Consider the following 13339-nt stretch of genomic DNA (forward strand, 5'->3'; position numbering starts at 1 on the left):
AAAAAGACAGAAATTCGCCAACAAAATGTGATGCTGATCCGTCTAATCTTATATAAAATAAAAGAATCGTTGTTCTTTTGGAATGACAACAAAAAAGAAGCGTTTTGACATAAATGGGGGATTCATTTTCATGAACAGCAAGGAAAATCGTTTACGTTATATATTAGGATTAGATGGGCTGAGGGCTGTTGCTGTATTGGCAGTCATTGCTTATCACTTACATATCGGACCTGCAAGCGGCGGGTTTCTTGGCGTTGATTTGTTTTTTGTGATTTCTGGATACTTGATTACGACGATCTTGTTACATAAGCAGGATCTGGGCTATCAAGAGCTTTTACCATTTTGGATGGGCCGGATCAGAAGGCTTCTTCCAGCTGCTTACGTGATGATTTTTTTAACCGTCAGCTGGTGTGCGATTGCGGGTTCGAATGCACTATTGTCCATTCGTGGCGATGCCTTATCGTCCTTTTTTTATGTCAGTAACTGGTGGTACATCTTCCATCAGCTGTCTTATTTTGATAGCTTCAACGCTGTATCTCCACTGAAAAATTTGTGGTCTTTGGCGATAGAAGAGCAATTTTATATCATTTGGCCGATTCTATTGATTGCAGGGCTAAAATGGGTGAAAAATAGATCCCATCTGCCAATGATCACCTTTGGCCTTGCACTTGTCTCCGCCTTATGGATGGCGATTCTTTATTCACCAGATACGGATCCAAGCAGAGTTTATTACGGAACAGATACTCGTGCATTTGCGCTCCTGATTGGGTGCAGCCTGGCATTTGTATGGCCCATGCAAAGACTGTCCAGCAAAAAGTTACTTCCTGTTGGCAGACGTATTTTACATATCGCTGGTTTTGGTTCGTTTGCGGTTTTTCTTTTGTGTGTTTATGCAGTGGACGAATTTGACGGCTTTCTCTATCAAGGAGGCATGCTTTTATTCTGTCTAAATGCAGCAATTTTAATTGCGTGCATCTGCCACCCTGCAAGTCTTTTAGGGAAATGGCTCTCCTATCAGCCGCTCGTCTGGCTCGGAAAGCGTTCTTATGGTATTTACCTGTGGCATTATCCCATCATCGTGCTGACCACCCCTGTCATTGAAATTGGACAGCCTTCTATGGGGCGTGTCGCATTGCAGCTCATGGCCATTTTACTCATTGCAGAGGCCTCTTACCGCTTCATCGAACAGCCGATTCGCCGGCTTGGCTTCAGACAATATTTTGCCTCTTGGTCTATTTGGAAAAAGGGATTCAAACAATGGTCTACGTCTCATAAAGTGTTCCTTGGAATCGCAGCAGCTCTTTTGATCTTATTTACCATAGGCATGTCCAGTTCGTCCCATACGTCCCCACATGCCAAGGAAGTGACACAAATTAAGACGGCACCGAAAAAAGCAGGAGACTCTGCGGAACCAAAAGCTAAGAACAAGAAAGAAAAACACGAGAAGAAAGCAGCAGATCAGAAACAGTTCCACCAAATTCTTGCTATTGGTGATTCCGTCATGCTGGACATTGCGCCGAATCTTGAAAAAGCATATGCACAAATCACCATCGATGCAAAGGTTGGCAGACAAATGAACGAAGCCGTCAGCATCGCTCCTCAATATGCTTCATTTAATCAATCTGATGCCGCTGTTATTATTGAGCTTGGCACGAATGGCTATTTTACTGAGGGCACATTGACAGCATTCATTCAACAATTTTCAAAGGCGCACATTTTCCTTGTGAACACGAGAGTCCCAAGGTCTTGGGAAAATGATGTGAATGCAGTCATTCAGCGAGTGGCCGATCAACATTCCAATGTGACCCTTGTCGATTGGCATTCAGCTGCTACCGGACAGCCCTCTTATTTTCAGCCTGATGGTGTTCACCTTTCAACAAAAGGCTCTGACACATTGACACAGCTCATTACAGCGAGCATCAAGAAAAAAGGAGATGTGTCATCTTCATCATAAAAAGACTAGCATCCTGCTAGTCTTCTTTTATTCCGTCAAAAGGATGGCTCTAACCGCTAACACCCGCTTTTCCTTCGTTGTTTGATCCACCAAAGCAAAATCACCGTTCTCATACGCTAGAGAAAATACTTCTTCGATATGAAAAACACCTGTCTGAAACCGCCTGCTCAATAAATGCAATGCCGCAGCAGAGGCGACTTGAGCTGTTGCTTGAGACTCGTCGCGCCCTTTTATTCCAAGCGCTGCTTGATGAATCTTGTTCCCATCCATTCCTGTAGCCTCCACTTTCACTGCATATTGATCTGTTCCCATTTGAGCAGATTGAATCATGGAAATGGCTCGTTTCTTGATTTTCGGCACAGTGAGAAGGGACGTCATTCCGAGACTCCTTGTGAAGGCAAATGCACGCGTTGCCGCGCGGGAATCAAAACAGAGCCTTGTCGTCACAGAAGGCACGCGGAGCGTCGAAGGCAATGTCTGCTGATCAGAGAAGGGGAACTGATAGGCATGCCGCTTTCCAAGACTTCCACCAAAGTCTATCCGTTTACCTCCAGTAAAGCTTTTGACTCTTTTACGCTGATGATGCTTAGTAAGCACATAGTCAGTATGGACATGATCAAGCGTCCATTCAATAGCGGCTTTTCCATGCTGATCACCCAACCCAAGCATAATCCCTATATCTATTTGATTCACTGATGAGAGCATAGATGCTGCTTTCGCTGCCAATAAATTCGTAAGGCCAGGCGCAAGCCCGACACTGAGCAAAGCCGTTGCACCGATGTGCCGCTGATCCAGCTTTGCCACCTGCTCTATGTACGCCCCTTTCGCGGAGATATCAATATAATCAATGCCTGACCGCAAACATGTTTCAGCAAATGACGGATCTTCTTGATCAAGACACATGATCACCAGCTTTGTTTTATCCATCCAGTCCGAATATAGCGGCTCACTGACATCTAGTTGATAAGGACGAACTTTCCCTTTTGACTGGCGTGAAAATTTCTCTGCCTTCTCATAGCTTCTGCCTGCCGCAACAATTTGCCCGGGATACACTTCGCTTAACTGTAGACATATTTGCTGTCCAACATGTCCATAGCCGCCAATCACCATCACCTGTGATCTCATTTCTCATCCGCCTCTCTTCGACCTCGCTTGCAAACAAGCCCTTTGATCATTCCTGCCTGAAAATAAGGTCTGATGTCTTCAAATCCCGCTTTGATTAAATGCTCTCTTATCTCTTCCTCAGGAACAGGGTGTGTCGCGTGTCCCAGCCTGTTTTTAAAGGATGTAAACACTTCTTTTTCTAGACCCTGCCGCTGCATGAAAAGAGAAAGCATGAAAAGCTCCTGTTGAAATGTATGGGACTTCATCTCTCCCTGTATAAAAGCCAACACAAGCGGTGCATCTGGTTGAAGCCTGCGGGCAATCTCCTCTAAAAAGGGCTGGCGCTTTTCTATAAAATGAATCACAAGCAAACTCATCGCTGCATCGTAAACAGGTTCAGCAGAAACCTTATCTAATACGGTCTCATGCCATGTAACACGCGCCTCCATCTGAAGCTGTCCAACTCGCTGTTTCGCCATATCCAGCATAGAAGGTGACGGATCGATTCCTGTGATGAGCCAGTCTTCTTTTCTTTGAAGCATGTTGATGATCTCTTCGCCCCCGCCCGCTCCAACAGTCAAAATGCGAGAAGCCGCTCCCTTTACTTCAGTTTCTAATACGTCTATTGTCAACTCATGCAATAGCTGATAGCCGGGTACTTTATGAGCAATCGTGGCTGCGTATGATTCAGCTACGGGATCGTGCCAATGCTGGTTTCCTTTCATGTCCTTCTCCTCCAGTTCCTTTCCGCTTTACATCGTTTCCTGTACACTAACGGTATGACATCTTATTGTAAAAAGAGACATCAAAAAACACGATCCCTAAAAGTGGGGATTTTTGAGGAGGAGATCATGTGACCAATCCAGCCACTCATTTTCAGCAGCTGAGACAACACATTCGGGACGAGCTTGCTGCCGTCCTTGATTTTGATGCCGCCTGTATCACGACCATTGATCCAGCCACTCTCCTCTCGACAGGTTCCTTCACAGATGAACCGATTGAAGAAATTCATGATCAGCTGTTTCAAAATGAGTTCTTAAAAAAGGACGTGCATCAACATGAGTCTCTAGCCAAAGGCCCTATTCATGCTGCGAGCTTAGTCCAAAGCGGGGAATATCTCAACAGTGATCGCTACAGAGACATTTTGTTGCCTAAAGGATGGTCTGATGAATTGCGGGCAGCCCTTGTGATTCAAGGAGAATGCTGGGGTATTGCCAGCCTATATCGTCTAAAGGACAAGGAACCTTTTCAAGAACAAGATATCCGAGCGGTCATCGAACAAACGCCCAGACTCGCAGCCAAGCTAAGAGATGAACTTTTCAAGAAAAGAGATACTGAAGAGGATGACGCAACGGAGCAGCAAGGTTTCCTCATTCTCTCACACGATTACAATCTTCTTTATGGAAATGAGACAGGGCTTCATTGGCTTCATACATTTCAATCCTTTGAACAAATCCATGACAAGGCGACCATGCCGCGCCCGTTCAGAGCATTAGGGGCTAAACTTTTATACGGAGGTATCGACCAAACAGCGGCAAGCATGACGAGAATGCCTACGGGGCTGTTTCTCTCTCTTCAAGCATTTCGATTAGCGCAGGCAGCCGGGCAGGAAGAGGCTGTCATGATTCACATCAAGAGAGCCCAAACAAATGATATTCTTCCTTATGCGGCAAAAACGTACCGGCTGACAGAAAGAGAGATGAACGTCCTCGACTGCTTATTAAAGGGACAGTCTACAAAGGAAATCGCCAGTACTTTATTTATTTCAACCCATACCGTCCATGATCATGTGAAGGCGATGCTGCAAAAGACAAATTTGAGCAGCAGACGGATGCTTGTTTACTTTTTCTCTCACATATAAAAAAGCGGCTACATCACTGGTAGACCGCTTTTTTGTTTATTTTCCTAAAACTAACTCATGCAGGACATGTGCTACTCCTGCTTCATTATTGGATTTTGTCACAACATCCGCTACTGCTTTGACATCATCAATGGCATTTCCCATGGCAACGCCGCAGCCCGCAAATTCCAGCATCGATACGTCGTTCCCATTGTCACCAATGGCCATGACCTCTTCACGAGCAATTCCCAGCTCTTTCGCTAGAAGCTTCACGGCGTTTCCTTTGCTGACTTCAGGATGCAGGATTTCAAGGAAGAAATCTGTGCTTTTCACCATCATGTACTTGTCTTTTACTTCAGATGGAATGGCTTGTATCGTCTTTTCCAACCGTTCTGGCTGATCAATATACATCATCTTCGGAAGTCTCATTGAAGGATCTGCCTCTTCAACAGGTAAATATTTAAGCGGCAGCTTTGTTAAATAAGATTCAAGTACTGTGTATTCACTAATATCACGATTCGGTGTGTACAAATGAGCGGAATCGAAATAATGCATCGGTGTATCGAGCTCACGGCTCAGCTCATATAAAGAAGTCAAATCATCATAGGATAATGTCAGTTCTGACACCACTCCATTTGTATGGCTGTTTTGGACAAGCGCCCCATTGTAGGCAATCACATAGTCTCCTTCTTGATTGAGCTGAAGATCATCTAGATAGCGATTCACTCCACCAATAGGTCGTCCTGTACATAATACAATCTTAACTCCCTCTGCCTTCGCCTGTTGAATGGCCTCAAACACCTCAGCTGGCACCATATGTTGATCATTTAATAACGTACCATCCATATCAATTGCAACTAATTTATACATTCACTGGTCCCCTTTTCTCAGCAAAAAACGTGCTGTCACTATTTTGAGCCATCATCTATATGATGACAGGTTATATCATTACTATTTACCTATTTTAGCCTATCGTTTTTTCATCACGCTGTCTACTTGTTCTCACCTGTAACAAAATTGTCATCTGCCTACTCTATTATATCGTATTCTATTCATCCTGCTTTAAACAGAGTTTGTGCCCTTTTCCAATGAGAAAATGAAAACAAATGTTCACGACTGAACATTTTGAAACTAGCAAATCTAATTGTATGATGGATAGCAAAGAAAGGAGGTGCAGGGAATGATTACGTTTACTAGAGGTAAATTGTCAAAACTGTCTGGTGTGCATATTGAAACCATTCGTTTTTACGAAAATGAGGGTGTGCTCCCCGAACCAAAGAGAGCACATAACGGCTATCGTTTATATGATAAAAAATATGTACTCATGCTTTCCTTTATCACAGAAGCAAGAAAGCTAGATTTCTCACTCAAAGAAATTCGCGAAATTATCAAATCACTATTTGAAAAACAATCAAAAACAGAAGCTGAACAGCTGCTCGAACAAAAAGTTGAGGATATTCAACACTCCATTCAAGAGTTAAAGAAGAGGAAGGCTGCCATTCAATTGTTAACAAAACAAACATTAGCGGACATCAGCTAATTGTAAGGGCTGCCAAAAATGTGCCGGTGTTTGCCACTGGCACCCCTCTCCGCCCAGGCCTCAAGTGCACGTGTAATTCAAACATCAGTTATACTAGAGACAGCTTTACTTGATATCAAACGAGTGGAAGGGGTTTTGAGTAGAATGAACATTGCAACCATTGGAACAGGTGTGATTGTGGAAAGCTTCTTGCAAGCGATTGAACAGCTTGAAGGCGCTTCTTGTCATGCCGTCTATTCAAGAAAGGAAGCAACGGCAAAGAAGCTCGCAGACCAATTTGGTGTGAAAACAACTTATACGGACTTAACGGCTATGCTAGAAGATCCGAACATTGAAGCCGTTTATATTGCATCACCGAATCGTTTACATAGCGAGCATGCCGCAGCTGCATTGGAACACGGAAAACATGTGATTTGCGAAAAGCCTTTCACCTCTAATGTCAAAGAGCTGGAAGCCTTAATCGCACTCGCAAAGGAAAAGCAGCTTCTCTTATTTGAAGCCATTACGACCGTTCATATGCCAAACTATCATTTGATTAAAAAGCACCTTCATCAATTAGGTAAAATCAAACTGGTTCAATGCAACTATAGTCAATATTCAAGCAAATATAATCAGCTGCTAGCCGGCGAAACGCCAAATGTCTTTAACCCTGAATTCTCCGGAGGAGCGTTGATGGATATTAATATCTATAATGTCCATTTCATCATGAACCTCTTCGGATCACCAGAACAGGTCCGCTACCAGGCAAACCGTCACCCAAATGGCATCGATACATCTGGTGTTTTGACTTTCACCTACAATGATTTCATTGCGACAAGTGTCGGCAGTAAGGATACAAGCAGCATGAATTTTGCATTGATTCAAGGAGAAAAAGGCTTCATTCATGTGAAAAATGGGGTGAATGGCTGCGAGGAAGTGTTACTTCATGTGAATGATCAGGTGACCTCACTCAATGCACAAACAAATTCAAACCGCCTGTTTTATGAAACAGAAGCTTTTCAGCACATCATTGAAACAAAAAATTATGAACAGTGCTATGCATGGCTTGATGAAAGTCTCTCCGTAATGAAAGTCCTTGAAGCTGCAAGAAAAGATGCAGGTATTGTTTTCCCAGCAGATCAATTTTAATCAAAAAAACCGCCTTCTATGCGAGAGGGCGGTTTTTGGCGATTAAATACTCTTTGAATAGGCCACAAGGCGCTGAGACATGTGGTTCACTTCATCGACTGAAGCATTTACTTGCTCTGTTAAAGCAGCCTGTGTTTGTGTAAGAGCTGTCATGTTCGAGATATTTTCAAGAATTTCATCAATTTGTGTTTTCATTTCTGTTAAACTAGATTCGATATTCTCCGTTGCATTGGCACTATGAAGCGCCAGCTTACGCACTTCATCTGCAACGACTGAGAATCCTCTTCCTTGCTCACCAGCTCTCGCTGCCTCGATCGCAGCATTTAAACCAAGCAGGTTCGTTTGGTTCGCTACTTCTTTGATCAAGTCAGAAATATTTTTCGTCTCATCTGCACTATTTTTTGCTAGATTGGCAGCAGATGTTGACTGCTCTTGTGCGACAGCAAGCTCTTGCGCTTGGTTTGTCACAGAGCTGATGCCGGATACCATCTCGCTGATCGAACTTGAAAGCTGTTCTACTTGTGAAGCCATTTCATTCGCTGTTTTCTCTTTGTTTTTCTCTAACGTGATGTCACGAATGGTTCCAGCCACACGAAGAGGAACACCTTTTTCATCACGAATGGTTTCACCACCTGCATGATACCAGCGATACTCGCCATTTTTGCTCTGCAATCTGTAATCAATGTCAAATGGTGTGCGTCCAGAGTGATCATTTAAATGATCTGCAAAAGCTTGGAGAGCCTTTTCTTGATCCTCAGGATGCAGGCGATCGCTCCAGCTGCTTAACACGTTCGGGAAATCCTTTTCATCCGTAAAACCAAGCGTTTTTCTGAACTGCGGGGACCACCAGAACTCGTTATTCGGATTGACTGGATCGCCGGCCTCTACGACCATGTCCCAAGGAGCTTCCACAAGCGCACGGTTGATCAAGTCATATCTCGTCACGAATGCTTGCAGCTCGGCTTCTTTCAATTTCTGATCATGAATATCAAAAAGAGCTCCCGCTACACGAAGAGGGACACCATTTCGATCACGAATGGTCGTGCCAGTTGCTTTGAACCAGCGATAATCTCCGTTTTTCAACTTCAAGCGATATTCGATATCATATGGTGTATGTCCCGAATGATCCAATAAATGCGAAGAGAATGCATTTAAGGTATATTCTTGTTCATCCGGATGGATTCGAGATGCCCAGCTGTCTAAAACATTTGGAAAATCGTGCTCATTTTGAAAGCCGATCATTTTGCGGAAATCATCCGTCCATGTGAACTCATTTTTTGGATTGACCGGATCTCCAGCGACAACGATCATATCCCATAAACCAACTTGAATGGCTTTTGTCACTAAATTCATCCGCATTTGAATATCTTCATTTACTTCCTGCATCTTTTGCAAAGCTTCATTTATTTGGGCTACTGCTTCAATCGTTTGACTTGAAGAGAATGCAGCAGTATCTATTCTTGCTGAAAGGTCTCCCTTCTCAATTCGTTCTACTAATCGACTGCTTTCATTTAAAAGGGTTCCCGCTGACGAATCATTTGCTTTTCTCATAAACATCTTTCATAACTCCTTTCACTTCTTCATACATTTTTGAAATATTTTACAGTTATAAACAATTCTTTATTAGGACTTTAGTATTACAAAAGATATATCGACAAAAACTGAAAATTGTTTATGTCAGAATGAAGGCAAATGTTCATTTTTTCTCGAAGTTTCAGATTTTGGTGATGGGTCGTGGAAAGAATTTATGGAAAAAAACGGCTCATTTGAAAGAAACAACCGCCTTTTTTGTCTGAAAAATCTCTTTTTTTATATTGACACTGACGTCCCGAAAAAAGAAAATGGAACATAAGCATTTTTAAAAAAGGAGAACGTCATGAGCGCGAATCAGGAACAACAAGAATTAAAAAAGCTTTTATCACCGCGTCACATTCGCATGATTGCATTGGGCGGGGTCATTGGTACAGGAATTTTTAAAGGAAGTGCCGATACAATCGGTTTAGCAGGTCCTGGGGTCATCTTTTCCTATGTATTTGCCGGATTATTATTGCTCATCGTGATGGCAGCCTTAGCTGAAATGGCGATTGTCTATCCGGGAAATAACCTTCGCGACCTGATACAGATTGCGCTTGGTCAACGTTTTTCATTTGTCGTCGGCTGGGTTTACTGTTTCATGTGGCTCACTGTGTGTGTCATTGAGATTATCGCGGCAGGCAGCTTGCTTCAATACTGGATGCCGAACGTGCCGCTATGGTCACTATGTTTACTCTGCTCACTCTTAGTCATCGGAATTAACTTAAATAATGTAAAATACTTTGGTGAAATTGAGTTTTGGTTCGCTGGAATGAAGATTTTCGTTATTATTGTGTTTATTATTCTTGGTGCAGCCCTATTATTTGGGATCATTCCGAACGAACAAAGCACACCTGCACTCACCAACTATCAAAACTTCGTCCCGAACGGATGGGGTGCGATCTTTGCATCTTTATTAGTCGTTATCTTCTCTTACGGGGGCTCTGAATTGATCGGGCTGACCATTACAGAAACAAAGGATGCCGAGAAGGTCTTGCCTGGTGTTGTTAAAAGTATGATGTGGCGTATTATCTTATTTTACACTTTGCCGATTTTGATCATCTGCGGACTCATTCCTTGGAATCAAATTGATCCAAATAACAGCCCATTTGTTCAAGTCTTTTCAGCAGCCGGTATGCAAGGCGCCTCTCACTTCATTAATTTTGTATTGATTACAGCCGTTTTATCTGCGGCCAATTCTGGCATTTATGGAACGACGAGAATGATGCATTCTCTCTCTAAATCAGATGGCGGTCCGAAAAGGCTGGCACAGGTCAATAAAAGAGGCGTACCCATTTTGAGTTTATGGGTGACCGTTCTATTTCTTCTCATCGGAACATTCTTTGCTTACTTATATCCTGAGCAAATTTTCAGTTATATGCTGGCTATTCCTGGTTTTGCTGTTTCACTCATTTGGATTAGCATTTGCATGGCACATCTGAAACTTCGCCCGAAATATCCACAGGAGCCGTATTTTAAGGTGTGGCTGTTTCCGTATTTGACTTTATTTGCAGGTCTTGTACTAAGTGTGAGTTTTGTGATGTTTCTATTCAGACCAGAAAACTTGCCTAGCTCGATTATCAGCATCGGTTTCTTAGTCGCAGCCATCATTGCTTCATTCTTAATGAAAAAGAAGGCTTAAACGCCAAAACCCGCCTAATGGCGGGTTTTTTTCATGAGCTGCTGGCTTCTGTCACTTCAAAATCAACCGACGCTTTTGGGATACCGTTGATGATAATCGATAAAGTATGGGTTCCCTCATAATGTTTTCTCGTCGTCATATTTTGAAAAGACTGTGACCTGACGAATTCTCTATGTAACGCTGAGCCTCTTTCAAACTCTGTAATTTTAAATACCTTCTGATTGCGGGTCCCCCGAGCTTTGACGTAGTCTATGGCATACTCTACACGCAGCTTTAGCGGCTTATCGGCCTGAAGTGTAAAATGAAAAGTCATTTTCTCACCGATCCGAATAGGGTCTTGTACTATCTTCAAATCCGTTACCTGAACGGATGGATCGTCTCCATAGCCAAACAAAGCCATGATATCTGGATCTCCTTTTTTGAGTAAAGTACGGGATGCATGTTTGACAATCCAGTTCGTATGTTTGTTGGTTCCATACCAGTTTTGAACTGTCTGCTTCATCAGATCAGGCTGAATTGCTGAGATATCATTTAGATGGTTCGCTACACTTTTTTGCACATACCGCGCCGAGTCAGACTTCAAATTTTCCAAAATCGGCAGTGTGACCGAAGGATTTTTTTTAAGCGAAGGAACAGATAAGCCCCATGGCAGACGCGGTCTGCAGCCTTCACTAGCAAGCCTCCGTATATGCTCATTTTGATCCTGAGACCATACGAGCATTTGCGCCAGCATTTTGTCTTGATCTTGAATCAGAAATGGCCGAACGGCAAATTCAGAAGTGGAAAAAGGCGTGAAGAATTCGAGCGCCTTGATCGAGAGATCCCAATGTGCAAGGCCATATGTCTCGACATAGTCTGGAAATACGAGCGCACTAAGCCCTGAAAAATGCGGCGCTGCCTGACGCAGTACCTCAATTGCCTGCTTATAATCCTCAGGCAGACAGGCATGCATCGATTCAGTGACTCTTCTCATCCGTCCTTTTAACTCAAGCTGCTGCCAATCCTCTTGAAGCACGAGCCGCTGGAATTGCTCAGCATCAAATACAGTCGAAGCCTGTACAAGTTTCTCCGCTAATTCTTGAATAAATAATTCATGGTACACATGTTTTAATGGTTCGATCGTGTCCGCCTCCCACATCTCAATATCATTATTTTACCCCAATCTGAAGAAAGTGGTATCACAACAAGCAAAAACAGCCCAATTCCAAAGAACCAGGCTGTTGTTCGCTATATAAACATATTAATGATCATAATAAATGCAATAGCACTAACGGAAATGATCGTCTCCATAGCCGTCCATGTCAAAAACGTCTCTTTAATGGTCATACCAAAATACTCTTTGATCAGCCAGAAACCAGAGTCATTGACGTGAGATAAAATTAACGAACCCGCTCCTGTTGCTAACACAAGCAGCTCTCTGCTCACATCCGGCATAGTTGCAGCAATTGGGGCTACAATACCTGCTGCCGTCATCATAGAGACCGTCGCAGATCCTGTTGCTACACGAATCACCGCAGCAATTAGCCAGCTTAGCAAAATCGGTGAAATCGGCGAGTGTTTGGCTAAATCCGCAATATAATCACCAACGCCCGAATCAATGAGCACATTATTAAAAGCCCCGCCTGCTCCAATGACAAGCAAAATGGAAGCGATTGGTCCTAAGCACTCGTTGCTAAATGAAAGCACTCGGTCACGGCTCATTCCTTGCATAAAGCCAAGACTGAAGAAAGAATACACCGTTGCAATCAGCAGTGCTGTAATTGGATCCCCGATGTACTTGAATACCTGAAACCACATATTGTCCTCTGGTAAGATAATGTCCGCCAATGTGGCAAGAAGCATCAGAATCACCGGCACCAATATGGTAAACATCGTATTCGCAAAGCCGGGGAGCCTTCGATCTTCATTTCGTTCAGTGAATTGCTTTCTCAGCATCTCCGGAACTGGTTTATGTATCCGTTTTCCAATCCACTTACCATACAGCGGTCCAGCAATAATCGCTGTCGGCAATCCGACAATTATAGAAAAGAAAATGGTTTTCCCCACGTTGGCATGATAGATGCCAACGGCTGCCATTGCCGCTGGATGAGGCGGCACTAGTCCATGCACGACAGACAAGCCAGCAATTAACGAGAGCCCAATTGTCACGAGCGAGATGCCTGTTTCAATAGCAATTGTAAAAAGTAAAGGAATGAGAAGAACGAAACCGACCTGGAAAAAGACAGGTATCCCCACGATAAAGGCAACAAACATCATTGCCCAATGCACATTTTTCGTCCCAAACCGGCCGATTAAAGTTTGAGCTATCCGCTCTGCTCCCCCTGATTCAGCCATCATTTTCCCAAGCATTGTACCAAGCGCTAGAACAATTGCCAGCAATGATAACGTATTGCCTAATCCCGTTTTAATCGATTGAATGATTTCCTGCAAATCCATTCCAGTAGCAAAGCCCACTAGCATCGAAGTAATAATTAAACTCACAAATGGATTCAACTTAGCGATTGTAATGAGAATGAGTAAAAGGACAATCGCCGCAATCACGATGAATAAAAGCATGTT

General features: G+C 43.3%; 11 protein-coding genes. 5 read left to right on the forward strand and 6 right to left on the reverse strand.

All coding sequences use genetic code 11. From position 1 onward, the window contains the following. Window positions 1-130: 130 nt before the first annotated feature. Entirely contained in the window at window positions 131-1954 is a 1824-nt protein-coding gene (locus tag C6Y02_RS03965) for an acyltransferase family protein (RefSeq protein WP_106030691.1), read from the forward strand. A gap of 27 nt (window positions 1955-1981) precedes the next feature. Here C6Y02_RS03965 and C6Y02_RS03970 read toward each other — a convergent pair whose 3' ends face one another. Continuing rightward, window positions 1982-3079 (reverse strand): saccharopine dehydrogenase family protein, encoded by a 1098-nt coding sequence (locus C6Y02_RS03970; protein WP_106030692.1) that lies wholly within the window; start codon window positions 3077-3079, stop codon window positions 1982-1984. Continuing rightward, window positions 3076-3783, reverse strand: coding sequence for a class I SAM-dependent methyltransferase (locus C6Y02_RS03975; RefSeq protein WP_034660508.1), 708 nt, complete (start codon window positions 3781-3783; stop codon window positions 3076-3078). Before C6Y02_RS03975 ends, C6Y02_RS03970 begins: the two co-directional genes overlap by 4 nt. 128 nt (window positions 3784-3911) lie before the next feature. Between C6Y02_RS03975 and C6Y02_RS03980 the strand changes: the two genes are divergently transcribed. Next, entirely contained in the window at window positions 3912-4919 is a 1008-nt protein-coding gene (locus C6Y02_RS03980) for a helix-turn-helix transcriptional regulator (RefSeq protein WP_106030693.1), read from the forward strand. Between the two features lie 36 nt (window positions 4920-4955). Here the strand turns inward: C6Y02_RS03980 and yidA are convergent, their stop codons facing one another. After that, window positions 4956-5768 carry a sugar-phosphatase gene (gene yidA, locus C6Y02_RS03985; RefSeq protein ID WP_106030694.1) on the reverse strand — a complete coding sequence of 271 codons (813 nt, stop codon included), beginning with the start codon at window positions 5766-5768 and terminating at the stop codon, window positions 4956-4958. A 310-nt stretch (window positions 5769-6078) separates the two neighbouring features. On the opposite strand from yidA, the gene C6Y02_RS03990 reads away from it, so the two are divergent. Both C6Y02_RS03990 and C6Y02_RS03995 read left to right on the forward strand, forming a co-directional pair. Then, the gene (locus C6Y02_RS03990) at window positions 6079-6438 is read left to right on the forward strand and encodes a MerR family transcriptional regulator (RefSeq protein ID WP_034660511.1); all 360 of its coding nucleotides are present in this window, start codon (window positions 6079-6081) and stop codon (window positions 6436-6438) included. 144 nt (window positions 6439-6582) lie between these two features. Then, window positions 6583-7566, forward strand: coding sequence for a Gfo/Idh/MocA family protein (locus C6Y02_RS03995; RefSeq protein WP_106030695.1), 984 nt, complete (start codon window positions 6583-6585; stop codon window positions 7564-7566). Window positions 7567-7608: 42 nt separating this feature from the next. On the opposite strand, the gene C6Y02_RS04000 is transcribed toward C6Y02_RS03995, so the two are convergent. Further along, window positions 7609-9123, reverse strand: a complete 1515-nt coding sequence (locus C6Y02_RS04000) for a methyl-accepting chemotaxis protein (RefSeq protein WP_106030696.1) — start codon at window positions 9121-9123, stop codon at window positions 7609-7611. A 319-nt stretch (window positions 9124-9442) separates the two neighbouring features. Here C6Y02_RS04000 and C6Y02_RS04005 point away from each other — a divergent pair, with 319 nt between their 5' ends. Beyond that, on the forward strand, window positions 9443-10780 hold the full coding sequence (locus tag C6Y02_RS04005; RefSeq protein ID WP_106030697.1) for an amino acid permease: 1338 nt from the start codon (window positions 9443-9445) through the stop codon (window positions 10778-10780). A gap of 31 nt (window positions 10781-10811) precedes the next feature. Here the strand turns inward: C6Y02_RS04005 and C6Y02_RS04010 are convergent, their stop codons facing one another. Further along, window positions 10812-11918, reverse strand: a complete 1107-nt coding sequence (locus C6Y02_RS04010) for a DNA alkylation repair protein (RefSeq protein WP_066031518.1) — start codon at window positions 11916-11918, stop codon at window positions 10812-10814. 89 nt (window positions 11919-12007) lie between these two features. Then, complete coding sequence (locus tag C6Y02_RS04015; RefSeq protein ID WP_106030698.1) at window positions 12008-13336, reverse strand: GntP family permease; 1329 nt, start codon at window positions 13334-13336, stop codon at window positions 12008-12010. Window positions 13337-13339 lie beyond the last annotated feature (3 nt).

This window comes from Bacillus sp. NMCC4, from assembly GCF_002998555.1.
In the GTDB taxonomy this organism is placed as follows: Bacteria; Bacillota; Bacilli; order Bacillales; family Bacillaceae; genus Bacillus.